The 22,368-nt window shown below is 65.3% G+C and carries 22 protein-coding genes; 5 read left to right on the top strand and 17 right to left on the bottom strand.

Annotated elements, in window-relative coordinates; all coding sequences use genetic code 11:
* Nucleotides 1-23 precede the first annotated feature (23 nt).
* Nucleotides 24-1,499: an amidase gene (locus tag DSM43276_RS09505; RefSeq protein ID WP_078329107.1), complete on the top strand. Its 1,476-nt coding sequence runs from the start codon at nucleotides 24-26 to the stop codon at nucleotides 1,497-1,499.
* 143 nt (nucleotides 1,500-1,642) lie between these two features.
* On the top strand, nucleotides 1,643-2,869 hold the full coding sequence (locus DSM43276_RS09500; protein ID WP_078329108.1) for an ankyrin repeat domain-containing protein: 1,227 nt from the start codon (nucleotides 1,643-1,645) through the stop codon (nucleotides 2,867-2,869).
* Here DSM43276_RS09500 and DSM43276_RS09495 read toward each other — a convergent pair.
* The 9 genes from DSM43276_RS09495 to dop form a co-directional block, all read right to left on the bottom strand.
* Nucleotides 2,866-3,675, bottom strand: a complete 810-nt coding sequence (locus DSM43276_RS09495) for an ABC transporter ATP-binding protein (protein ID WP_078329109.1) — start codon at nucleotides 3,673-3,675, stop codon at nucleotides 2,866-2,868. The two genes, DSM43276_RS09500 and DSM43276_RS09495, sit on opposite strands and share 4 nt — an antisense overlap.
* Nucleotides 3,659-4,687 (bottom strand): taurine ABC transporter substrate-binding protein, encoded by a 1,029-nt coding sequence (locus tag DSM43276_RS09490; RefSeq protein ID WP_078329110.1) that lies wholly within the window; start codon nucleotides 4,685-4,687, stop codon nucleotides 3,659-3,661. Before DSM43276_RS09490 ends, DSM43276_RS09495 begins: the two co-directional genes overlap by 17 nt.
* The gene (locus DSM43276_RS09485) at nucleotides 4,684-5,550 is read right to left on the bottom strand and encodes an ABC transporter permease (protein ID WP_078329111.1); all 867 of its coding nucleotides are present in this window, start codon (nucleotides 5,548-5,550) and stop codon (nucleotides 4,684-4,686) included. The genes DSM43276_RS09490 and DSM43276_RS09485 overlap by 4 nt, the downstream gene beginning before the upstream one ends.
* Nucleotides 5,551-5,675: 125 nt before the next feature.
* Nucleotides 5,676-6,863, bottom strand: coding sequence for a hypothetical protein (locus DSM43276_RS09480; RefSeq protein ID WP_078329112.1), 1,188 nt, complete (start codon nucleotides 6,861-6,863; stop codon nucleotides 5,676-5,678).
* Nucleotides 6,860-7,219 carry a hypothetical protein gene (locus tag DSM43276_RS09475; RefSeq protein WP_078329113.1) on the bottom strand — a complete coding sequence of 120 codons (360 nt, stop codon included), beginning with the start codon at nucleotides 7,217-7,219 and terminating at the stop codon, nucleotides 6,860-6,862. The genes DSM43276_RS09480 and DSM43276_RS09475 overlap by 4 nt, the downstream gene beginning before the upstream one ends.
* Nucleotides 7,220-7,356: 137 nt before the next feature.
* Nucleotides 7,357-8,169: a proteasome subunit alpha gene (gene prcA, locus DSM43276_RS09470; protein ID WP_078329114.1), complete on the bottom strand. Its 813-nt coding sequence runs from the start codon at nucleotides 8,167-8,169 to the stop codon at nucleotides 7,357-7,359.
* Nucleotides 8,166-9,035 carry a proteasome subunit beta gene (gene prcB, locus DSM43276_RS09465; RefSeq protein WP_078329115.1) on the bottom strand — a complete coding sequence of 290 codons (870 nt, stop codon included), beginning with the start codon at nucleotides 9,033-9,035 and terminating at the stop codon, nucleotides 8,166-8,168. Before prcB ends, prcA begins: the two co-directional genes overlap by 4 nt.
* Nucleotides 9,032-9,226, bottom strand: coding sequence for a ubiquitin-like protein Pup (locus tag DSM43276_RS09460; RefSeq protein ID WP_078302065.1), 195 nt, complete (start codon nucleotides 9,224-9,226; stop codon nucleotides 9,032-9,034). Before DSM43276_RS09460 ends, prcB begins: the two co-directional genes overlap by 4 nt.
* A 90-nt stretch (nucleotides 9,227-9,316) precedes the next feature.
* Nucleotides 9,317-10,813, bottom strand: a complete 1,497-nt coding sequence (dop, locus tag DSM43276_RS09455; RefSeq protein WP_078329116.1) for a depupylase/deamidase Dop — start codon at nucleotides 10,811-10,813, stop codon at nucleotides 9,317-9,319.
* A gap of 92 nt (nucleotides 10,814-10,905) precedes the next feature.
* Here dop and DSM43276_RS09450 point away from each other — a divergent pair, with 92 nt between their 5' ends.
* Nucleotides 10,906-11,730, top strand: a complete 825-nt coding sequence (locus DSM43276_RS09450) for a class I SAM-dependent methyltransferase (RefSeq protein ID WP_078329117.1) — start codon at nucleotides 10,906-10,908, stop codon at nucleotides 11,728-11,730.
* Nucleotides 11,731-11,808: 78 nt separating this feature from the next.
* On the opposite strand, the gene DSM43276_RS09445 is transcribed toward DSM43276_RS09450, so the two are convergent.
* The 6 genes from DSM43276_RS09445 to DSM43276_RS09420 all read right to left on the bottom strand — a co-directional run bounded on the left by DSM43276_RS09445 (nucleotide 11,809) and on the right by DSM43276_RS09420 (nucleotide 17,615).
* Entirely contained in the window at nucleotides 11,809-12,867 is a 1,059-nt protein-coding gene (locus tag DSM43276_RS09445; protein ID WP_078329118.1) for an aminotransferase class I/II-fold pyridoxal phosphate-dependent enzyme, read from the bottom strand.
* Nucleotides 12,846-13,859 (bottom strand): 3-oxoacyl-ACP synthase III family protein, encoded by a 1,014-nt coding sequence (locus DSM43276_RS09440; RefSeq protein ID WP_078329119.1) that lies wholly within the window; start codon nucleotides 13,857-13,859, stop codon nucleotides 12,846-12,848. Before DSM43276_RS09440 ends, DSM43276_RS09445 begins: the two co-directional genes overlap by 22 nt.
* The gene (locus DSM43276_RS09435; RefSeq protein ID WP_169053100.1) at nucleotides 13,856-14,515 is read right to left on the bottom strand and encodes an SRPBCC family protein; all 660 of its coding nucleotides are present in this window, start codon (nucleotides 14,513-14,515) and stop codon (nucleotides 13,856-13,858) included. Before DSM43276_RS09435 ends, DSM43276_RS09440 begins: the two co-directional genes overlap by 4 nt.
* Nucleotides 14,502-16,235 carry a thiamine pyrophosphate-binding protein gene (locus DSM43276_RS09430; protein WP_078329121.1) on the bottom strand — a complete coding sequence of 578 codons (1,734 nt, stop codon included), beginning with the start codon at nucleotides 16,233-16,235 and terminating at the stop codon, nucleotides 14,502-14,504. The genes DSM43276_RS09435 and DSM43276_RS09430 overlap by 14 nt, the downstream gene beginning before the upstream one ends.
* A 154-nt stretch (nucleotides 16,236-16,389) precedes the next feature.
* Nucleotides 16,390-17,136, bottom strand: coding sequence for an anti-sigma factor family protein (locus tag DSM43276_RS09425; RefSeq protein ID WP_078329122.1), 747 nt, complete (start codon nucleotides 17,134-17,136; stop codon nucleotides 16,390-16,392).
* Nucleotides 17,133-17,615 (bottom strand): sigma-70 family RNA polymerase sigma factor, encoded by a 483-nt coding sequence (locus tag DSM43276_RS09420; RefSeq protein ID WP_078292053.1) that lies wholly within the window; start codon nucleotides 17,613-17,615, stop codon nucleotides 17,133-17,135. Before DSM43276_RS09420 ends, DSM43276_RS09425 begins: the two co-directional genes overlap by 4 nt.
* A 149-nt stretch (nucleotides 17,616-17,764) precedes the next feature.
* On the opposite strand from DSM43276_RS09420, the gene DSM43276_RS09415 reads away from it, so the two are divergent.
* Nucleotides 17,765-18,913 carry a hypothetical protein gene (locus DSM43276_RS09415; protein WP_078329123.1) on the top strand — a complete coding sequence of 383 codons (1,149 nt, stop codon included), beginning with the start codon at nucleotides 17,765-17,767 and terminating at the stop codon, nucleotides 18,911-18,913.
* Here the strand turns inward: DSM43276_RS09415 and DSM43276_RS09410 are convergent.
* A complete protein-coding gene (locus DSM43276_RS09410) occupies nucleotides 18,910-19,515 on the bottom strand; it encodes a maleylpyruvate isomerase family mycothiol-dependent enzyme (protein ID WP_234802998.1) in 606 nt (201 codons plus the stop codon). The two genes, DSM43276_RS09415 and DSM43276_RS09410, sit on opposite strands and share 4 nt — an antisense overlap.
* A 143-nt stretch (nucleotides 19,516-19,658) precedes the next feature.
* Here DSM43276_RS09410 and DSM43276_RS09405 point away from each other — a divergent pair, with 143 nt between their 5' ends.
* Complete coding sequence (locus DSM43276_RS09405) at nucleotides 19,659-20,525, top strand: class I SAM-dependent methyltransferase (RefSeq protein ID WP_078329125.1); 867 nt, start codon at nucleotides 19,659-19,661, stop codon at nucleotides 20,523-20,525.
* Nucleotides 20,526-20,549: 24 nt separating this feature from the next.
* Here the strand turns inward: DSM43276_RS09405 and arc are convergent, their stop codons facing one another.
* The gene (arc, locus tag DSM43276_RS09400) at nucleotides 20,550-22,367 is read right to left on the bottom strand and encodes a proteasome ATPase (protein WP_078326558.1); all 1,818 of its coding nucleotides are present in this window, start codon (nucleotides 22,365-22,367) and stop codon (nucleotides 20,550-20,552) included.
* Between the last annotated feature and the right edge of the window lies 1 nt (nucleotide 22,368).

The following is a 22,368-nucleotide window of genomic DNA, read 5'->3' as shown; positions in this document are numbered from 1 at the left end:
CTGAAGCCGCATAGGCTGGCCGGGTGGATTTCTCCGAATACTCCCAACACGACGCCACCGGCCTGGCCGAGCTGGTTGCCACCAAGCAGGTCAGTCCTGCCGAGCTGCTCGCCGCCGCCCGTGCCCGGGCGGTAGCGGTCAACGATGACATCAACGCCATCGTCCGGACCATCCCCGAGGCCGACCAGCAGGTCGCCGGTGAGCTGACCGGACCGCTCGCCGGAGTGCCCTTTCTCATCAAGGACCTCGGCCAGGACTACAAGGGCCACCCGACATCGGGAGGGTGCCGGGCGTTGTCCACACGGCCCGCCCCGGAACACTCCACCATCGTGCAGCGCTGGCTCGATGCCGGTCTCGTCATCTTCGGCAAGACCAACACCCCCGAATTCGGGTCGAAGGGCATCACCGAGCCGGAACTCTTTGGGCCAAGCCGTAATCCGTGGGATCTGAACCGCACCCCGGGCGGGTCCTCGGGCGGTTCTGCCGCTGCCGTGGCCGCGGGAATCGTGCCGGTGGCCGGTGCCAGTGACGGGGGTGGGTCGATCCGCATCCCCGCGGGATGCTGTGGTCTGGTGGGCCTCAAGCCCGGTCGCGGTATCACTCCGATGGGTCCGGGGGCCGGTGAGCCCATGCACGGAGCGGCGGTCAGCGGTACGGTGTCGCGCACCGTCCGCGATACCGCCGCCATGCTCGACATCATCGCCGGCCCCGAGCCCACATCGCCGTATCTCCCAGCGATGCCCGAGGATTCGTATGCCTCGCAGGTGGGCCGGGATCCCGGCAAGCTCCGGATCGGGGTGCGCATCCCTACCGTCATCACCCCGAATCCCGATCCCGCCGCGGTGGCCGCCGTCGAGGCCGCGGTGCGCATCCTGACTCACTTGGGCCATGAGGTGGAAGAGGTGAGCGCCCCCTACGACGACGGGCAGCTCGCCCGCGATTTCCTGCTGACCTGGTTTGTGCACGCCGCCTACGAGGTGGACGACACCAAGAAGCTGACCGGAGCGGGCGACGAGGGGTTCGAACGCGACACCCTCCTCATCGCCGCTCTGGGCCGCGCCACCAGCGGCCCCGATTACGTTGCGGCCGTGGAGCGCCGACACAACTACGTGCGGGAACTGGCAACCTTCTTCGGCGACTACGACCTCCTGCTCACGCCCACACTCGCCAAGGCTCCGCCACGGATCGGCGAGTTCAATCTCCCGGCGCCGCTGGCGGCCGTATCCGATCTACTGCTGCGCACCAAGACTGCCCGCGTGCTCAAGTACGCGAACATCGTCGACAGCATGATCAACGACAACCTCGGCTGGGTCCCCTACACCCAGTTGGCGAATCTCACTGGGCGCCCGGCGATTTCCTTGCCGCTGTATCAGACCCCGAAGGGCCTGCCACTCGGCGTGCAGTTCGTCGCGCCACTGGGCGGTGAATCTCTGCTCATCCGGCTGGCCGCTCAGCTCGAAGCGACCGAGCCGTGGGCACACCGACGCCCCACGCTCTAGCGCGGTAATGTGGGTGCCGGGCGTGCAGGAGCGCCCGGTGTCCGCCCGAAGAGGCTCAGCCTCCCTGCCCTCCTTGACGTGGTTTAGCCGACCTCTTCTCACACCTGGTCTCGCGGACATCGGGTTCACGAGAGGAGGCCGTCATGGCCAGCACCCTTCCCACCAATCCGTCACTCGATCGCGTCCGCGATGACGCGCGCCAACTGCAGCGCGCGGTGCGCACCGCAGACCCCGTGGCAGTCGACGCGGTGCGTCAGCACCATCCACGCCCCGATATCGCCTTGGCGGGTGAGCAATTCGCGCTGCACGATGCCCAGTTGACGGTGGCCCGCCGCTCCGGATTCACCGGCTGGCCCGCGCTCGTGCGCTATGTCGAGCTTGCCGCCGGACTCAGCACCGATCCGAGCGCAGTCCATGAACCGGGCCTCGACATCGCCGACCGGTTCTGCGCCCTCGCCTCGTTACGGTATGACGAGGACGACGAACCTCCGCGCTGGCAGGCAGCGGCCGATCTGGTGGCCGCCGATCCCGCGCTGGTGGATCGGCATGTGTGGGCCGCCGCCTCCGCCGCCGACCCGGTCGCGCTCGCACATCACCTGGCGGCGCAACCGGCACTGGCGACCACGAGCGGCGGTCCGTACGACTGGTCCCCGCTGACGTACCTCTGCTATGCACGGGCACCACTGGGCCGCACCATGGACGACACGCTCGCGGCCGCGCACCTTCTTCTCGATGGCGGCGCCGACCCGAACTCGGGATATCTGTGGCGCGGACTGTCCACCCCGTTCACCGTGTTGACGGGGGTGTTCGGTGAGGGTGAGCAGGGGCCCCGACGCCAGCCCCGCCACCCCTTCGCCGAGGCACTGGCCACCGTGCTGCTGCGGCGGGGTGCACACCCGGTGGACCAGCAGACCCTCTACAACAGGATGTTCCGTCCCGACGATTCGCATCTGGAGCTGCTGTTCTCGCACGGGTTGGCCGATGCCGGCCCGAGCCCATGGGAGCGTCGCCTGGGCGAAGCCATGGAGACCCGCGAGCAGATGTGGCGGCGGCAGGTCACCTGGGCCGCCGAGCATGGGTTCGCCGATCGTCTGGAGCTGCTCGCGCGGCACGGAATCGATACCGCGGGCGTCACTGTCGTGACGCCCTCCTTCCCCATCGACGTCAATGCCCGCGACGAAGAAGGTGCGACACCGCTGCACCAGGCGGCCTGGGCCGGTGATCTGGTGCTGATTCGCCAACTTCTGGAGGCCGGGGCCGATCGCGCGATTGCCGATACCCGCTTTGGGTCAACACCTGCGCAATGGGCAGAGCACGCGTACCAGACCGAAGCCGCGGCGCTCTTGCGCGAGCACCCGCACAACGGCTAGGCGGCCGCGGCTTTCACGGCCTTGCCCACTTCGGTGCGCAGTTCGGCGTATTCGGGGGAACGGCGTAGATCGTCCGGGTCGATGCCGGTTCTGGGCAGGTTCACCGGGATGTCCAGTGCCACTTGCCCTGGACGGCGGGTCAGCACCACGATGCGCGATCCGAGGAAGGCGGCCTCGTCGGCGCTGTGCGTGACGAACACGGTGGTACGGCCCGACTCGGCGCTGACCTGACGAACATCCTCTTGGAGGCGTTCGCGGGTGAGTGCGTCCAGCGCCGCGAATGGCTCGTCGAGCAGAAACAGCGGAGTCTCCGCGGCGAGGGCGCGGGCGATGGCCACCCGTTGCTGCTGGCCGCCGCTGATCTCCCAGATGCGCCGCCCGGCAGTGCCTTCCAGCCCGACACGGGCCAGCAGCTGGTCACGACGTTGCCCCCACCGTTCCCGAGGCACCTTCGCGTATTTCAGGGCCAGCTCGACATTTCCCCCAACCGTGCGCCAGGGAAACAGACGCGGCTGCTGGAACACGACCCCGGAGGTGATGCCGGGCGTGGGTGCGTCGCCTGCCACTTGTACGGCCCCTTCGCTGGGCGACTCGAATCCGGCCAGGAGCCGCAGCAGGGTGCTCTTACCGCAGCCGGAAGCCCCGACCAGCACGAGAAAAGTCCCCGGATCGACAGTCAGGTCCACCGGGCCCAGCGCTGTCGTCCGGGCCGCGCCGCTGCCGTACCGGTGCGTGACACCGCTGATCCGGATGGATCCGGTGCTCCGTTCCTCCGTGGCGGCTTCCACATCATCGACTAATGACACCGGGCAGACCCTTCGTGTAGACGGCATTCTCGAACGTCGAAAGCGGCGCGGCGGTAGGAATCTGTTTTTGTTCGGCCAGAAACAGCGACGCGCTCTGCAGGTCCACGGCGATATGGCCCGGCTTCCCTTCCTCACCAAGCCATTTCGGTGAGGCGATCTCGCCGGGAGTGAGGTAGATGCCCTGCTTGAGCTGGCCGGCCACCTCCTGCGGGGTGAGCCCGTTCTCCGCGGCGATCGCCTTGGCGGCGGTGCTTGGATCGTCGTGGATGAGTCTGAGCGCCCGCGCCTGTTGCTGGCGCCACACATCGACAATCTCCGGGTGTGCGTCGGAGAAGGCGTTGGCCACCGCAGCAAGGTCCAGGGTGGGCTTGCTCCCCTGGGCCAGCTGTCGGCTGGTGATGAGGTCTCTGCCGTTCTTGCGCACCTGGTCGACTGTGGGCAACCAGGTGTAGACGGCATCCACGTCGCCGCGATCGAAGGCGGCCAGCGCGGCCTGCGGCTGCAGGTCCACCAGCTGAACATCCTTGGCCGACAGTCCGTTCTGAGCCAATGCGGCCAGCAGGCTGTAATGCGCGGTGGAGGCGAAGGGGGTGCCCACCCGCTTGCCCTTGAGACCGGCGATCGTCGTGACACCGCTGCGATTGCTGGCCACCAGGGCCTCGTTATCCCCCGCGACATCGAGAACGAACGCCAGGCGGTACGGGATGTTCAACGGGGCCGATAACCCTCGCGCGAAAGGACTCGAACCCAGGGACCCGAAGTCCAGTTCCCTGGCGATGAATGCGGTGTTGACATCGGCGCCCGAGTCGAATCGAGTCCATTTGATGTTGTATTCGGGCAAAGCCGTTTCCAGCCAACGATTTTGCTTGACCACCAGGTCGCCGCTGGGGAAGTTCTGATAGCCGATCCGGATGGTCGGTTTGCCATCCTGCAGGCCGGAGTGGTCGATGGCACATCCGGACAGCACCCCTATCGCCACCAGCAGCGCCGCCGCGATTCGGCCCGGTCTCATACCTTTCCCCTCCACGGCACCGCACGGCGCTCGACGGCGCGCAATGCCGCGTCGATCACCAGCCCCGAGATCCCGATCGAGAAGATTCCGACGAGCACCACCGGGGTGTTGTTGTAGTTACTGGCGTCTTTCACCAGACCGCCGATGCCGGGTATGCCGTTGAACAGTTCGGCGGCGACCACCGAGGAATAGGCCATACCCACCGCCAGGCGCACCCCGGTGAATGTCTCGGGCAGCGCCGAGGGGATGACCACGTCGCGGACCACCTGCCAGCGGGTGGCGCCCAGGGCGCGGGCGGCCTCCACTAGCCCTACTGGTGCCGCGACCACGGCTGCCGTGGTAGCGACTGCGGCGGGGGGCAGCGCCGCCAACGCCAGCAGCGTGATCTTGGGGGCCTCGTCGATACCCAGCCAGATGACCAACAGGAAGAAGTAGGCCAGCGGAGGCAGCGTGCGCAGGAAGGTCAGCCAGGGTTCCAGGACACTGCGCACCCAGCCGACCGATCCCATGACCAGGCCCAGCAGCACGCCGCCGGTGACACCGATGAGCACACCGAAAAGCAAGCGGCGCAGCGTCATGTACAGGTGCTCGGCCAGTAGATAGCCGCCGTACCCATGGACGCCGTCGTGGTTGGTGGAGACCTCGATGAATGCGTCCCAGACGGTGCTCGGATACGGCACAAAGGTCTGGTTCCAGATACCGCTTGCCGCTGCCAGCTGCCAGATGCCGACGAAGGCGACCACCGACAGCAGAGGCAGGGCGGCATTAGTCAGCCGGCGGCGCCATTGCGACGGGCGCGCAGCGACTTTCTTCGATTCGGCGGGCGATTCTTCGGGGGGAACGATGTCAACGAATACGGACACGATGCAGACGGCTTTCTGTGACTAGGCGCTACGGGACGGCGTCAGGCAACAGCAGCTATCAGCAGAGGGCGTCGAAGGCACCCGGTATTGATACCGGCGCAAACCCAAACCCTCAAGGGTCCGACTCAGCGCGAACGAAACCCATGCCGCGGCGGGGGCCCGAAATCGTCGTCGGCGGTACCGCCCTCCCATAACCCGATGACGGGGGCCGAGCCCTTGGGTAACTCCCCGAGCAGCTCTCGAGTGTTGTCGCTGTTGACGAGATATCTCGGGCTGTAGTGCTCGTTGTCGTCACCGCGCCGCTGGTTTGCGTGCGCCGGATAGGCACCCATCATCGGCATCATGGCGCCCCACGCCCGTGTCGTCGCTCCCGCGCCGACACCGCCGGCATTCGCCGCGGTGGGTCCCGAACCGAACGTCGGCATCCGGTCGGGAGAAAGTGGCTGCCGGCCCGTCGGCGTCGCCGATTCGAACCCAACACTGCGGGTTGGGTTCTCGCGCCAGAGCGGATCGCGCATCCAGTTCTGGCCCGCGTAGACGTCGTCCTCGCCACGTTCGTCCGCCTCCGATCCGGCGGACGAACCGAACCCGAAATCTGTGCCCCGGAATGGATTACCCGGTGTTCCCGCCACCGTGAGAGGCAGCTGCAGCGGCATACCGCTGTGGGCCGGGAGCACCGCCGACTGCGGGTTCAACTCCGCGCCCCACCGCGCCAGGAATTCCCCGGCTCGCTCGGCCTGCTCATCCGCCCGCCGGTCGGGCACCGCATCCGCGTCGGTGCCGGACCCGAACCGGAGTCGTTCCTGAGGGCCGATCAGCTCGGCATCCGCATTACCGGCCTGTACCGCCGGGCCGCTGTACATGGTGCGCACCTGAGTCAATGCCTGCTCCCACCGGCCAAGGTTCTGGGCGACCGGCGTTTCCCACCCAAGGTCCACACCCATCCGTCCGACCGCTGCGTGCGCAGACGGCGACGTGATCTTCTGCTGCAGTTCGCTCGTCGCGCCTGCCAGGACCTCCAGGCCAGCGGACAGAGTGAACGCGCGCCTGAGCGCAACACCCGAGTTTTCGACGTATGCCCGCATGGTGTCCAGTGCCGCCTGCGCCCCGGGACCGCTCCAACTCTCGTCGATCATCGCGGTCACATCTTCCAGAAAGATCGCGAACAGCGAATCAAGCTCACCCAGAATGCTTTTCCACTCTTCGGCGATGCGCGTGATACCCGCGGGCGCCATCCGCGCCTGCATGTCCATGATCGATTCGTGGCTCCACTTGTCGCCGTGCCATTCATCGGGCCGTACGGTGCCGCTCATCGCGCGGACTTCCGGGAACTGTCGGCGGAGCTGCTGTCGGCTTCCAGGTAGGCATCACCGATACGCCGGAAGGTCTCGGCGAACTCGGTGAGCGCCGTTCGGTGCTGCTCGAGGACGGCCGCCAGGGATCCCGTCGGCGCCTGGACCGTGTCATGGACGACCCGGCCCCACCCTCGGCCTTCTTCGCAGTCCCCGAAGATGGCATGGCTGACCGGCACGAGGGCATCCAGACGCGCGATCACGCCCGCGAATGAGCTCCGTAGCCGCTCGCAGCGGGTGGCCAGCGCCTCACAGGCGCCGTCGGCGAGCCGCAGCGTCGCGAGATCGATGTACGTGTCCTGATCGTTGACGGACATTGCTACTCCTACCTGGTGCAATACGCGTTTTGATACCAGGTAGGACCGCCGACATACACGCACGGTTCCATCGATTTCAGGCTGTGGATAACTTCCGCGGCGCGGGCTGGCCACTCTCGGCGCCGACAACGCGCGAGTTAACTGTCCTTGGGGTCTTTGGAGCCCTTGGAACCCTTAGTGTCCTTGGAATCACCGGACTCGGGTGCGGGATCTCCCCCACCCTCGGTCTGCCCTGGTGAGAAGTCCTCGGGCAGAAGCGCTTCCAAGGCCGCGCCCTTGATTCGCCGAAACGCCCGCCGTGGACGGCTCTGCTCCAGTACCGCGACCTCCAGGCCACCGAGCACCCGGCCCTCCGCGGAGCCATTGGCCGCACCCGCCCCGGCCTGCAGCGCCTTCACCGCGAAACCCACCGCATCCTTGAGCGTGGCCCCCTCGGCATAGCTTTCCTTGAGCGAGTTGATCACCGGCTCGGTGTTCCCGCCCATGACCACCCAGTGCGGCTCATCGGCGATCGACCCGTCGTAGGTGATCCGGTACAGCACGGGCTCGGTGTCCCGGCCGTGGTGGGCCACCTCGCCGACGCACAGCTCCACCTCGTACGGCTTGGCCTGCTCGTTGAAGATGGTGCCGAGAGCCTCGGCATAGATGTTGGCCAGCTGACGTCCACTCACGTCACGACGGTCGTAGGCATAGCCGCGCATATCGGCCCACTGAATACCACCGCGGCGCAATCGGTCGAACTCATTGAACTTTCCGACAGCGGCGAAACCCACCCGGTCATACACCTCGCTGACCTTCTGCAACGAGTTGGACGGGTTCTCGGCGACGAACAACACGCCGTCGGCGTAGGTGAGCGCCACCACCGAACGACCGCGGCCGATTCCCTTGCGCGCCAACTCCGAACGGTCGCGCATGAGCTGCTCGACCGACGCATAGTACGGAAAGGTCATGACTTACCTCCCGATTCACGCAATTCTGATTCGGCACGCGCCACTTCTGTCCGCTTTTCGATGACCTCGCGCGCGATGCGTTCGATGTCCGCCTCCGGTACTCGGACCGCTCCCCCGGAATCGATCCGGACGGCCGTCGGGAATACCCGGCGCACCAGATCCGGTCCGCCCGTTGCCGAATCGTCTTCGGCCGCGTCGTAGAGCGACTCCACGGCCACCGCCAGGGCACCGAGCGCGTCGCCGCCGGGCTTGTACAGCTTCTTGATCGAGGACTTGGCAAACATCGAGCCCGAACCCACCGCCTGGTAGCCGTCGCTCTCCACGTGCCAGCCACCCGCCACGTCGAAAGACACGATGCGCCCGGCAGTTTCACCGTTGGGGTCGTCGATGTCGTAGCCCACCAACAAGGGCACCGCCACCAGACCCTGCATGGCCGCGGCCAGATTGCCGCGCACCAGGGCCGAGAGCCGATTTGCCTTACCGTTGAAGGTCAGCGGCACGCCTTCGAGCTTTTCGTAATGCTCAAGCTCAACGGCGTACAAGCGCGCGAATTCGACCGCGATGGCGGCGGTTCCGGCGATACCGGTCGCGGAATAGTTGTCGGTGATCTGCACCTTGTCGATATCGCGATTGGCGATGTAGTTGCCCTGAGTAGCGCGCCGGTCACCGGCGATCAGGACTCCGCCGCGGTACGTGAGCGCCACGATGGTGGTGCCATGCGGCAGGTTCGCGATCACTTCGCTTGACGCCTTTCCGACTGCCGGAAGCAACTCCGGGGCCTGAATCCTCAGGTACTCGGAGAACGACGAAAGGTGCGAATGTCGGGTGAACTGCTGGGGCGCGATCGAGTCATCGCGCCAGATCACTGGCCACCCTTTTGGACGTACGCCCGCACGAAGTCCTCGGCGTTCTCTTCCAGCACGTCATCGATCTCGTCGAGCAGATCGTCGGTCTCCTCCGCCAGCTTTTCGCGACGCTCCTGCCCGGCCGGTCCTCCCAGGTCGGTGACATCGTCCTCGTCACCGCCACCACCGCGCTTGGTCTGCTCCTGCGCCATCGCTGCCTCCTGACTGCTAGGTCGATTCTGTTCAGCCTACCGGGCAGCGCCCAGGGCGTGACGTTTCGCTGGCGCGGGTCGCCGATCGCGTTACGTGGTGAGCTGATCGACCAGTTCAGCAGCCGAATCGACCGAGTCCAGCAGCGAGCCCACGTGGCTCTTGCTGCCGCGCAGCGGCTCCAGGGTTGGAATCCTGACAAGCGAATCCCCGCCCAGGTCAAAGATCACCGAGTCCCAGCTGGCGGCGGCGATATCGGCACCGAAGCGGCGCAGGCACTCACCACGGAAGTAGGCGCGGGTGTCCAACGGAGGCCGGGTCACCGCGTCGAGCACCTGCTGCTCGGTGACCATCCGCTGCATGGATCCGCGGGCCACCAACCGGTTGTAGAGCCCCTTGTCGAGCCGCACATCTGAGTACTGCAGGTCGACCAGGTGCAGGCGCGGCGCCGACCAGCTCAGGTTCTCGCGCTGCCGGAAACCCTCCAACAGCCGCAGCTTGGCGGGCCAGTCCAGCAAGTCGGCGCATTCCATCGGATCGCGTTCCAACAGATCGAGCACCTTGGCCCACACCTGCAGCACATGGTCGGCCTGCGGATCCGGGTCGCGGGACGCGACGAGCTCGGCCACGCGTTCCAGGTAAATACGCTGCAGCGCAAGCGCTGTCAGCTCTCGGCCGTCCGCCAGCGCCACAGTGGCTCGCAGCGACGGATCCCGACTGATCACATGCACCGCGTACACCGGCCGGGCCAGGGCCAGATCCGACAGGTCAGCCCCGGATTCGATCAGGTCGAGCACCAGGGAAGTGGTACCCACCTTGAGGAATGTCGAGGTCTCGGCCAGGTTGGCGTCCCCGATGATGACGTGCAGCCGCCGATATTTGTCGGCGTCGGCATGTGGCTCGTCGCGCGTGTTGATGATGCCCCGCTTGAGGGTGGTTTCCAGGCCGACCTCGACCTCGATGTAGTCGGCACGCTGCGACAACTGGAAGCCCGAGTCGTCGCCGGAGGGCCCAATGCCCACACGACCAGAACCCGTGACAACCTGGCGCGACACGAAGAACGGGGTGAGGCCGGTGATGATCGCCGAGAACGGCGTCTGGCGGTCCATCAGGTAGTTCTCGTGGGTGCCGTAGGAGGCGCCCTTGCCATCAATGTTGTTCTTGTAGAGCTGCAGCCGGGCGGCGCCGGGCACGCTGGCGACATGCCGTGCGGCCGCCTCCATCACGCGCTCGCCGGCCTTGTCCCAGATGACGGCGTCCAGCGGATTGGTGCATTCGGGCGCCGAGTACTCCGGGTGCGCATGATCGACGTACAGGCGAGCGCCGTTGGTGAGGATCATGTTGGCCGCCCCGACCTCGTCGGCGTCGACGATGGGAGCCGGACCGGAGGTGCGCCCTAGGTCGAAGCCGCGGGCATCACGCAGCGGTGACTCCACCTCGTAATCCCAGCGCGTGCGCTTGGCTCGCTGGATCCCCGACGCCGCGGCGTACGCCAGCACCGCCTGCGTGGAAGTGAGGATCGGGTTGGCGGCGGGGTCCGTGGGTGACGAAATGCCGTATTCAACCTCAGTACCGATGATCCGTTGCATGACGTTCAGCCTAGAGAGGTGGGACTGAACACCACGCCGGGGACTGTTCAGACTCCTCTGCGCGCCACCAAATCGGCATTAGCGTCGGCCCCATGAGCCACCCCGAGAAGATTCATGTTGATCTCAGCGGAGCGCCGCAGACCATGCTGGCGACGTTCTATGCCAAGGCGCTGGATGCCGATCTGCCCGAGCCGATCCTCGGCGACCGGCTGGCTCGCGATATCGCCGACCGCATCGACTACGACTGGTCCAAGACGACCATCACCGCGGGCAGGTCCCCCGCCGTCACGACTCGTTCCGCGCATTTCGACGGCTGGGCGCGCGCCTTTCTGTCCCGGCATGCTGAGGCCGTCGTGCTGCATCTGGGTTGTGGTCTCGATGGCCGCTTCTTCCGGCTGAACCCCGGCCCGGGGATCGAGTGGTACGACGTCGACTATCCCGACGTCGCCACACTGCGCAGCCAGCTCTATCCCACACACGACAACTACCATGTCGTCGCCGCATCGGTGACCGATCCGGCGTGGCTCGCGCACATCCGGGGTGACCGCCCGGTGCTGGCGATCGGCGAAGGACTGACGATGTATCTGACGGAGGCGGACGGCATCGCACTGTTTCGCCGGATCGTTGATCACTTTCCCTATGGGGAACTGCAATTCGATGCGTTCAACAGGTTCGGCATCAAGACACAGTGGTCGAATGCGGTGGTGCGCCGGTCCGGAGCGACGCTGTATTGGGGCATCGACCGCCCCGAGGACCTCATTCGCGCGATACCCACGCTGCAACTGCTCGAATGGGAGTCGCCGTTCGATTCGGAGGCCTTCCAGAAGACCAAGACCGCCTATCGGCTTCTGGCGAAGGCGATGTCACTGTCGCCGACGCTGCGATATATGGCGCAGTACCACCGCTACGCGTTCTGAGAAGTTGGGGTTGGCCGCGGCGGTCCTTGCCGTTTCGGGGCCGGCAATCGGGGGGACGGATCGCCGCGGCCAACCAGTCTATGACGCAGGTCTACTCATCTGGGGCGCTGCGCCTTCGCCGATCTCGTCGATCTCCAGCAGCCGCCGCGCGACGATGGCCATCTCGCGCGGATCACCGACGGTGAGCCGGACACCGCCATCGGGGTATTCCTTCGCGACAACGTCATCGGTTCCCAGGATGGACATCCAGGGCTCACTGTCGCCACGCCCGGGCAGATACACGAAGTTGGCATGAGAGTCCGGGATGTGTGCGCCCATCTGTGCGAGCCGTTCCCGGAGCTGATCACGTTCGTAAACAATGGAATCGACCCGTAGCCGCAATTCATCTTCGGCGGCGTACGACGCCGCAACCGCCACCGCGGCCGCGCGGTTCATGCCGAACGGAAGCTGGTATCTGCGAATGACACCACAGACCGCGGGAGTGGCCAGCCCATAGCCGATGCGCAGGCCCGCCAACCCGTACGCCTTGGAGAATGTGCGCAACACAACCAGATTCGGGTGCATCGCGAGGAGGCGCGGGATGTCCAGATGTGCATCGGGATCCACGAATTCGATATAGGCCTCATCGAGAATGACGACACTGGTCGGCGGAGCCTGACGGATAAACTCATACACCTGATCGGCAGGTATCAGTGTTCCGGTCGGGTTATGTGGTCGGCACAGCACCACCGCGGCGGCATCGGCGTCATACGCCGCTCCCAGCAGCTCATCCAGATCAGTCATCCCGTTGTCCGCCAGCGGGATCGGCACCTGGATCAGTCCGGCAATATCGGCCAGGATCGGGTAGCCGTCGAATGTCGGATGCGCAAAGACCAGGGAATCGCCCGGCTGGCACAACGCCTGCAACACCTGCAGCGCAACCCCGGTGGCCCCAACCCCCACCACCACTTCCTCAGGCGTCATGCCGACACGTTCGGCGATCAATCTCGGGAGCACCACGGGCAGAAACTCGGGGTACCGATTCACCTCCCCGATGTCATGCCTGAGCGCATCGCGCACCGATGGCAGTGGACGATAGGGGTTTTCGTTCAGCGCCAATCGGAGCGGACTGATCGTCACAGACCCCTCCCGCCCCACCGCACGGCCGCCGCGGCCGCGTAGTCGCCCGCATGGGCGAATCCCGCCAGCATCACGGTGTCGCCGGCCTTGACCTGCCCATCGGAGATCGCCTGATCGAGCGTGTGGGGAATACCCACCCCGAACAGGTTGCCGCACTCATCAAAGGTGTCGGGATGCTTCTCCCGGGGCAGCTGCAGGGCATCGCGCCAGTTCCGCAGGAAGATCCGGTTGGGCTGGTTGGTCACCAGTGCGTCCAGATCCGTTGACGGAACCCCGATTCGATCACAGACGGCCAGCGCCACCTCGGGCACCATCCGGTTGCCACGCGCCAGCACCTTGCTGATCTTGTGCTCGGTGAATGCCACCCGCCCCTGCCCCGGGCCGGCCTCCCAGTACTTGCGATGGGGCGTCACCGCGTACGTCATATCTCCGGCGAACTCCCCGAAGTTCCGCGTCTCGATACCCAAGACGGGGGAACCCCCGTCGCGGGTGATCAGCGCCGCGGTGGCGCCGTCTCCCGGTATCGAGGCCTGTGCGGCGGAGCGCACCTGCTCTTGCACAAAGATCTGGCCGGCCGCATTCTGCATGTTCACGATGAGCGCCGAGCGAGCGCTCGACGAGGCCATCATCTGCTGTACAAGCTTGAGCATCAGAACGAACGAGACGCAGCCGCCGTTGTGCACGTCCAGAATCCACTCCGGGCGGATCTGCAGCCGGTTCGCCACCTCCCCACCGCAGCCCACGAAGGGCAGGTCGGGCAACTGGGTATGCGTCAGGAGAATGTCCACCTCGTCCAGCACACTCTCGCCGTGCCGCTCCTTGAGCCCGGCGACCGCGCGCTCGGCCATGTCCACCGCGGACTCGTCGGCGGCAACGTGATGCCGGTAAGCCGGGCTGCGGAACATGACGTTCTCGGCCAGGTCATCATCCTTGGCATACTGCGCGAAATAGTCTGCGCCGACCCGATTCTCGGGAAGATAGCTGGAGATATCGAAGATGCTGACGGTCATTTCATCCACTCCGGAACGATCGGAAGTCCATGGCTGTGGCGGTATTCGGCGATGGCTTTAAGATTCAGCAGTTCCAACAGGTGGCCTGCGCCGAACATGTCCCAGAAGTCCCCCACCCAAGGCTTACGTTGCGGAGGAGCGGTTTCCGGATAGGGATTCTCGTCATAGAACGGATGGTGGCAGTTGGTCCACAGCACGACGGAGCCCGGCTTGTTGAGCACGACCTGCGCATCGACCACCCGCATGAGGTAGACCATCCACAGGTGATCGCCCTGATCCCAGGCACAGTGATAATCAACGGTTCCGGATTCGGCGTGTGATTCCGTGCGGGTATAGATCAGCGTGTCCGAACCCAGGCGGTCATGTGCGACCCATAGCCCGGGCTCATCGGTCTCCTCGAAGCCGCGCAGGCTGTAGGTCCACTCCTCCAGGGAACGGGTATCGGAGAGGTATCGATGCAATTCGTCGGGTGGGCAGTCCACATACTCCTGGACGGTGCAAAACGGGCCGAACACCTGATCGTGCGGATACACCGACCGCATCATGTCCATGATGATCGGTGTCGCCTTCTCACGTGGCGAGGTCTCGATGCGGTGCACCCCGGGTAGTGCGTCCTCGGAGCCGGCGTCGGTGGCGATATCGCTAAGCGCGGGCAAGGCTTTCAGACCTGGCTTGGATGTTTCGGTAATCGTGTCGGTCATGTGTTTTCTCCTTAGCGATCTCAGATGACAGGAACGGGGCAAACGGGGGGATCTCGTCGGTAGAGCAGATGACCTCCACCACGGAAGGACCGCTATGGGCCATCGCCGCATTCATGGCGGCCTCGAAGTCGGCCACCGTGTCGGCCGAACGGCACATCAGGCCGGGGAACATCGCCGCCAGCCCGGCCCCGATGTGCGAGGGCGAGAACCGGTTAAAGCTGTATTGCCCTCCGTAATACAGCTGTTCGCGGGTGACACACATGGCGTGCGCGTTGTTATTGACGATGACGAAAGTCACCGGCAGCCGATGTTCGATTGCCGTATGAATCTCCATGCCGTGCATGAAGAATGCGCCGTCGCCCGCGACGACCACGGTGCGGCCGCCCCGCGCGAAAGCGCAGCCGATGCCGGCACCGAAGGCATACCCCATGCCACCCATCCCGAGAGCCACGACGTAGCGGCCCCGGTGCCGGGCGCTCAGGTGGTGCACCGCGGCGGCCCCGGTATTGCCGGCATCGACGAAGATGTCCGCCTCCGCGGGAATCACCCGGTCCAGGACGTGCATGCCATCCTGGTACCTGACACCTTCGCCGTCATGTGCGGGTGGTTCGAGATGAGCTGGTGCGTAGATCGTTTCACTGTCGGGGCAGGCCGCGCGTGCCGGCAGGGCCGCGGCGAGCTGGGTCAATGTCGACACCAGATCCTCGGTTTGCAGGTGACGCGATGCGATGTGCGGCGTCGCCGAACCGATCGAGAGCACCGGTGTTGTTGCGAAGTCGACGCCGCCACGGGTCATCACGGGCATGGTGGTGCCGACGCACACACACGTCACACCGTGGTGCATTACCCTTTCCACGGCTGGGTGTCCCATCACCCCAATGACACCAAGCAGTCGCGGATCCTCGCCGTCTACAGCATCTTTGGCGTCCGGCGACACCGCGACAAAGGCGTCGAGACGATCGATGAGATCCGATAGCTCGTCACGAGCATTGTGCCGCGCCACCTCCGGCCCGGCTACCACCAAGATCCGGCCGGGCGTATCGGCCAGATGCTCGGCGAAATCGGCGAGCTGAGCCGGCACCGCCCCGGGCCGAACATGCGGCTCCCGCATCTGCGGTAGGGACCTTAGGCGCGCCTGCTGAACATCTTTAGGTATCAAGAGCACCGCGGGCAGGCCGTCCCGAACCGCGGCCAGGGCATGGGCAAGCGCCTCGGCGATTTCGTCCGGGTGCTCCACGCGGGTGCAGTAGCCGGAGATGGGACGGAACACCGCCTGCAGGTCCATGCTTCCGGCACGCCCACTCCCGTCCTGAAACGCGCCATTACCTTCCAGCGGGCGGGGCGGCTGGCCCACGATCGCAAGAACCGGAACCCCGCTTGCATATGATTCGGCAAGCGCGGGAACGAGATTGACAGCGCCACCGCCGGATGTCGCGGCCACCACGCTCATCCGCGACGTGGCGCGCGCGTAGCCGTCAGCCATCGTGCCCGCCGAGAACTCGTGCTTGGCCACGACGGCCTCGATGCCGGGCGTGTAGTGCACGGCATCGTAGAGATCCTCGATGTTGGCGCCGTCGACTCCGAAGACGTAATCGACATCGTGGTGACGCAGCTCCAGCGCGAGCCAGTCAACCACTCGTATGTTCCCGTTCCCGGCACATATCGGCGTGGTCATGACTAGTACACGACTGTCACACGTGACCGGTTCAACAATCCATGAGAAAAAGTGATCGAGTTATCTCAATCATGTGATGGCACAATATGAATCGAGTTTCAGGTAACGCAGATATGGGCACGTCGAAGCACCACGAGCCTGATGTATGAGGACGTCAGCGGCGCAGTTCGAGGAACACCAGCGGTGCCGCGTCGCCGTGATTGTCGATCACCTGGATGCTCTCGATCTGATCCTGAGCCATCGGAACGGTCGTCGATGTCATCATCGCGGAGCCCGGCTTGGCCGTCCACGAACTGGCGATGATGTTCCCGCCTTCGCGGGTACCGATCCGCAGCGCATACGGCGCCGCCGAGCCGTCGGCATCATCTCCGTAGGCCGGATAGCTGCACCACATTTCGATACGGGTCCCGGCACCGTCGCGAACAATGGCCACTTGCGCGCTCAACGGCGACGGCGTCACCTGACGCATCGGCTGCCAGTGCTCCCCCGATGGCAACGAACCCGCCGCGACATTCATCGGTGCGGGCCGGTGATACCACGGTGGCGGCACCAACGAGACCGTCAGCGCCACGCTGGCAGCGACCGCGACGGCACCTACGTAGGCGAGTCGGCGCATGGCGCTCTGCCGTCGCCACCGTGCCTGCAGCTTGGGCCACAGAGCCTGCACCGGGCAGCTGGTGGCCGGCTTCGCGAGCGCCGGGGGGTCTTCGAGTTCCATCTTCTCGGCGTAGCCGCGATCGACCTTGGACAACAGGCCGGGCATGGCGGTGACCTCAGACAGTGCGCGCTGGCAGCTGGCGCAGTCGACCAGGTGCTGTTCGTACTCACGCCGTTCGGTCGACGAGAGCGCGCCCAGCATGTAGGCGGCATCCCAGTCGGCGTAGACATGTTCGATAGTCATCGCGTGACCCCCATTTCCTGCAGCGACAACCGAAGCGCGCGCACGCCATAGTGCAGGCGTGATTTGACGGTACCTTCGGGCACCCCCAGCTCAGCGGATATGTCGGCGACTGAACTCCCGCGGTAGTACGCACGCAGGATGACGGCTCGGTGATCCGTGGACAGTGTGCGGAGCGCCTCCGCGACCAGCCACGCGTCCAACGTCGCGTCCACCTGGTCGGGGGACGCGAACTCGGGTGTCTCGGCGGTGGCTATCTCACTACGAAAACGGGAGCTACGAGCGTTATCGCGGACCAGATTGTGGGCAACCGTGAAGAGCCAGGCGCGCGCCGATCCCTCGGTCTGGTTGACCAGTGTCGGATGCCGCCAGGCGCGCAACAGCACCTCTTGCACGATGTCCTCCGACAGCGCCGAATCGTGGGTCAGATACATGACATAGCGATGCAGCGGGCCTGCGTACTCGTCATAAAAGGCCCGCATAAGACCCGATGAGCCATTGACGCCGAGGCCTTTCGGCCCAGCCTGCCCATCCGCCATGAAACACCTCCGACGGTTATACGAATCGACCGCCCGATGAGTTCAACGTACGCCCGTTTTGCCTCATCGCACAGCCTTGCCATCATGATCGGGTGCGCAATCTGGAGGACGTTCACGAATGGTTCCTGTCCCGGGGGCTACCCGTGGTGCTGGACCGGAGGGTGCGCTCACGTGAGCTCCTCGACCGCGCCGCACCCATGATCGGAGTGGCCGGCGCGGGCGTTTCGCTGTACGAATTGCTCTCCACCGACAACGACACCCGCTCGATCATGCTGATGATCCTGCTGATCGTGCTCGCCCTGCTCATGGCGGCGCAGCCGCTGGTGCTGACGGCACTGCAGCGCCTCGGTACCGTCCGCGCCGACGCGGTGCGCCGCACGTTGTCCTGGCTCGTCATCACGATCTTCGTGATCGTCTTGCCCCTCGCCGACACCGGCTCGTGGACGTCGGCCGCCGCGATGATGCCCGCGTTCTTGCTCGCCGCGCTGGTGCTGATCTGGCTGACCTATCTGGGTGCAGGATCCATTGGCCTGTGGGCACTGCGTTACTCCTCAGCGCAGTTCGGCGCACTGGCCACACTCATGTCCCGTGCGCTACCCCTGCTCATGCTGACCGTGGTGGTGTTCTTCACCGGCGAGCTCTGGCAGCTGTCGGCACGCATCACCCGGGAGAGGCTGTGGCAGACAATCGGTTTCCTAGCGCTCACGGCATTGGCCTTCATGGCCGTGACGGTGCGCGACGAGCTGTCCAGCCTGCGCGAGAACCGTGCCGGACAGCCGGCGACCGCGGCACTGCTGGTGGGCACCCCACTGGCGGACTTCTCCGACGACGAGGCACCGCGGCTGGCCCTGAGATGGCCGGAACGCCTCAATGTGCTGCTGGTGATGGTGGTTTCACAGGCCATCCAGGTTGCGTTCTTCACCGCGGGAGTGTTCGCCTTCTTCATGCTGCTGGGCATCGTGGCGGTGCCACACGACGTGATGGCCCTGTGGTCCAACGAGGCCGCCTGCGCATCCGGGGCCGCGCCGCCGTGTGCGGGCACGTGGTTCGGGATCCGGATCGGAGTGCCGCAGACGCTGATCCATATGGCGTTGTTGGTCGCAGTGCTCTCGGGGTTGTACTTCACGGTCAACAGCAGCGTCGACCCCCAGTACCGCAGCCGCTTCTTCGAGCCGCTCATCGCCGATGTAGCGATAAGCCTGGCCGGCCGCGACGCATATCTCGCGGCCACCCGCGCCTAGCGCATCCGCTCGGCCAGAATGGCCACGCCCTCGCCCTCGAGCTCACCGATCACCACCGGGCGCCCTGCCATCGCCAGCACCAGCGCCTCGCCAGTGCCGCGTACCTCGGGCCCGGAGCCGGTGGTCCAGTCCACATCGGTGGCCACGAACCGCAGTCCCCTGGTGTATCGCTTCGGGTGAGCACCGAAGTCCGGATGCCCCAAGGCGAAGATCAGCCGGTCCGTGGGGATGGCACGCGGTTTGCCTAATGGTCTCCTGATGTCCTGCTGGTGCACCATGGCGTCGGTATGAAGAGCCGCGGGCGCCATCTTGCCGAAGGCTCCGGGGTGCACCGCCGACTCGAAATGTCGCAACAGTTCGTGATTCGACAGATGACCGGTGCGTTCCACCAGCGCGTCATTGAGTTTGTCGATCGATGGGTTACGCAGCGCGGTTCCCAGATACGCGCCCAGCGATACCGCATCGACACTGGCGTGTGCCACGACGTCGCGGACCCGCCACCCCGCACACAGTGACGGCGCCATCCACTCCTCCTCGGTCAGCGTGTGCAGGAACTCGGCCAGGCTGGCACGCTCGGCGGAAAGCATTTCTCGGGGTTTCATGTGTCCTCCGTTGAGGCTGAAGTCGGGCTGGTACTCGCCATGCTAGGAAGACCGCGCTGACCAGTACCGCCGCCGCCTGCCGGGCACTGCCAGATAGTGCCAACGCATCATCGCGAGCCCGCCGGGCTTTCTATCCTCGCGATATGCCCCCACGTCGACTCGACCAAACCGCAAGCCTGACCGCGCAATTCAATGCCTGGCAGCGCGCCGCTGAGTCCATGCAATCCGGTGCTCTGCTCGATGACCCACAGTCCGGCTGGTTCGTGACGCATCCGCTGTTCCGGCTCGGCCTCACCTCGCCGACGGCGGCGCGGTGGGGCCTGCGACTGCTGGATCGGTGGTGCGGTGGTCTGCACGCCCACATCATGGTGCGCCGTCGGGTGTCCGATGATGAGCTGCGCGCAGCGGCGGCATCCGGCATCGCCCAAGTCGTTGTTCTTGGTGCGGGATTTGATACCAGCAGCCAACACCTCGGGTCGCTGCCCGTCACAGTGTTCGAGGTCGACGCGCCCTCGACACAACGAGACAAGAGACGTCTGGTGGAGCACCACGGTGTGCCGCCGCGATGGGCGCCGTGCGATTTCGAACGGGATGATCTGACCACCAGCCTGCACACCGCGGGATTCGATTCGACGGCACCGGCGCTGGTGGTCTGGCTCGGCGTCACCTACTACCTGACGCTGCCCGCACTGGAATCGACACTGGCGCAGCTCAAAGACCTCTGTGCACCGGGAAGCCGGCTCGTCATGGATTACGGTGATCCGGACATCGTTGGCCATGACAGTCCACGACGAGACGTGCGGCGCGTGTCACGCTATGTCAGCCGGAAGGGCGAACCTTATCGCACCGGCATGACCTCTGCCCACGTCGACGAACTCCTTGCGCGCCACGGCTTTCAGGCGATCACCCATCAGCGGGTGCCCGGGCTCCTGGACCGCTACGACCCGACGGACAAGCGTCGGCTCGCGCGCGGTGATTGGAACGCGGTGCTGACAGCTCAGCGAGTCTGAACTGTCAGCACTGGGCAGCGGCGCCTACAGGTACTGACCCAGGCTCGATTCGGTGTCGATCGCACGGCTGGCACTCGAGCTCTTGCCGGTGACCAGCGTGCGGATGTAGACGATCCGTTCGCCCTTCTTGCCCGAGATCCGCGCCCAGTCATCCGGATTCGTGGTGTTGGGCAGATCCTCGTTCTCGGCGAACTCGTCAACGATCGAGTCGAGCAGATGCTGAATCCGCAGACCCTTCTGACCGCTCTCCAGCACCGCCTTGATGGCGTTCTTCTTCGCACGATCCACGACGTTCTGGATCATGGCGCCGGAGTTGAAGTCCTTGAAGTACATGACTTCCTTGTCACCGTTGGCATAGGTGACTTCCAGGAACCGGTTGTCGTCGATCTCGGCGTACATCCGGTCCACGACCTTCTCGATCATCGCCTTGATGGTCAGTCCGCGATCGCCACCGAACTCGGCGAGATCGTCCTCGTTGACCGGCAGCTTCTCGGTGAGGTACTTGGAGAAGATGTCCTGCGCCGACTCGGCATCGGGCCGTTCGATCTTGATCTTCACGTCCAGGCGGCCGGGCCGCAGGATCGCCGGATCGATCATGTCTTCACGGTTGGAGGCGCCGATGACGATGACGTTCTCCAGGCCTTCGACGCCGTCGATCTCGGACAGCAGCTGCGGCACCACGGTCGTCTCGACGTCGGAGCTGACACCGGTACCGCGGGTGCGGAAGATCGAGTCCATCTCATCGAAGAAGACGATGACCGGCGTACCGTCCGAAGCTTTTTCGCGGGCCCGCTGGAAGATCAAGCGGATATGCCGCTCGGTCTCACCGACGAACTTGTTGAGTAGCTCCGGGCCCTTGATGTTCAGGAAGTAGGACTTGGCCTCGCGGGAGTCGTCGCCACGCAGCTCTGCCATCTTCTTGGCCAGCGAGTTGGCAACGGCCTTGGCGATGAGCGTCTTTCCGCATCCGGGGGGCCCGTACAGCAGCACACCCTTGGGCGGGCGCAGCGCGTACTCCCGGTAGAGGTCCTTGTGCAGGAACGGCAGCTCCACCGCGTCGCGGATCTGCTCGATCTGCCGGGTCAGGCCACCGATGTCGCCATAGCTGACGTCCGGCACCTCCTCCAGCACCAGGTCCTCGACCTCGGCCTTGGGTATCCGCTCGAAGGCATACCCGGCCTTGGTGTCAACCAGCAACGAATCGCCGGGCCGTAGTTTCCGGGGCTTGAGATCCGCTCCGTCGGCATCCTCGGACACGTCGGAGAGGTCGGGAGCGATCAGCGGATCGGCCAGCCAGACGATGCGTTCCTCGTCGGCATGTCCCACCACAAGCGCGCGGTGACCATCGTCCAGCAGCTCTCGCAGGGTGCTGATCTCACCGACAGATTCGAAGTTGCCGGCCTCGACCACAGTGAGCGCCTCATTGAGACGCACGGTCTGTCCCCGGCGCAGCTCAGCGGTCTCGATGTTGGGCGAGCAGGTCACCCGCATCTTGCGGCCCGAGGTGAAGACGTCGACTGTGTCGTCGGCCTGCACCGCCAGCAACACGCCGTAACCGCTCGGCGGCTGGCCCAGCCGGTCAACTTCCTCACGCAGCGCCAGAAGCTGCTGACGGGCCTCCTTGAGGGTGTCCATCAGCTTGGCGTTCCGCGCGTTCAGGGAGTCAATGCGGGCCTCAAGCTGGTTCAGGTCGCGCAGACGACCGGCATCGCCGGCGCTCGCTCCTCGCGAAGTCGCACTGTCTTCCAACTCTTGGCGAAGCGCCGCAATCTCGCGGCGTAGCCGCTCCAGCTCGGCGGCATCCGGTGTGCCGAACGCCTCTGAACGCTCTGACTCACTCATG

The organism is Mycobacteroides salmoniphilum (assembly GCF_004924335.1).
GTDB lineage: Bacteria > Actinomycetota > Actinomycetes > Mycobacteriales > Mycobacteriaceae > Mycobacterium > Mycobacterium salmoniphilum.
This window is presented reverse-complemented; position numbering and strand designations above follow the sequence as displayed.

What these genes read in the sequence shown, in the direction of transcription:
- DSM43276_RS09430 (WP_078329121.1), bottom strand. Translation starts at nt 16,235, where the DNA reads ATGACCACGCCGATATGTGCCGGGAACGGGAACATACGAGTGGTTGAC.
- DSM43276_RS09450 (WP_078329117.1), top strand. Translation starts at nt 10,906, where the DNA reads ATGAGCCACCCCGAGAAGATTCATGTTGATCTCAGCGGAGCGCCGCAG.
- DSM43276_RS09410 (WP_234802998.1), bottom strand. Translation starts at nt 19,515, where the DNA reads ATGAAACCCCGAGAAATGCTTTCCGCCGAGCGTGCCAGCCTGGCCGAG.
- DSM43276_RS09475 (WP_078329113.1), bottom strand. Translation starts at nt 7,219, where the DNA reads ATGTCCGTCAACGATCAGGACACGTACATCGATCTCGCGACGCTGCGG.
- DSM43276_RS09460 (WP_078302065.1), bottom strand. Translation starts at nt 9,226, where the DNA reads ATGGCGCAGGAGCAGACCAAGCGCGGTGGTGGCGGTGACGAGGACGAT.
- dop (WP_078329116.1), bottom strand. Translation starts at nt 10,813, where the DNA reads ATGCAACGGATCATCGGTACTGAGGTTGAATACGGCATTTCGTCACCC.
- DSM43276_RS09500 (WP_078329108.1), top strand. Translation starts at nt 1,643, where the DNA reads ATGGCCAGCACCCTTCCCACCAATCCGTCACTCGATCGCGTCCGCGAT.
- DSM43276_RS09490 (WP_078329110.1), bottom strand. Translation starts at nt 4,687, where the DNA reads ATGAGACCGGGCCGAATCGCGGCGGCGCTGCTGGTGGCGATAGGGGTG.
- DSM43276_RS09440 (WP_078329119.1), bottom strand. Translation starts at nt 13,859, where the DNA reads ATGACCGTCAGCATCTTCGATATCTCCAGCTATCTTCCCGAGAATCGG.
- DSM43276_RS09425 (WP_078329122.1), bottom strand. Translation starts at nt 17,136, where the DNA reads ATGACTATCGAACATGTCTACGCCGACTGGGATGCCGCCTACATGCTG.
- DSM43276_RS09480 (WP_078329112.1), bottom strand. Translation starts at nt 6,863, where the DNA reads ATGAGCGGCACCGTACGGCCCGATGAATGGCACGGCGACAAGTGGAGC.
- DSM43276_RS09420 (WP_078292053.1), bottom strand. Translation starts at nt 17,615, where the DNA reads ATGCGGGCCTTTTATGACGAGTACGCAGGCCCGCTGCATCGCTATGTC.
- arc (WP_078326558.1), bottom strand. Translation starts at nt 22,367, where the DNA reads ATGAGTGAGTCAGAGCGTTCAGAGGCGTTCGGCACACCGGATGCCGCC.
- DSM43276_RS09405 (WP_078329125.1), top strand. Translation starts at nt 19,659, where the DNA reads ATGCCCCCACGTCGACTCGACCAAACCGCAAGCCTGACCGCGCAATTC.
- prcA (WP_078329114.1), bottom strand. Translation starts at nt 8,169, where the DNA reads ATGACCTTTCCGTACTATGCGTCGGTCGAGCAGCTCATGCGCGACCGT.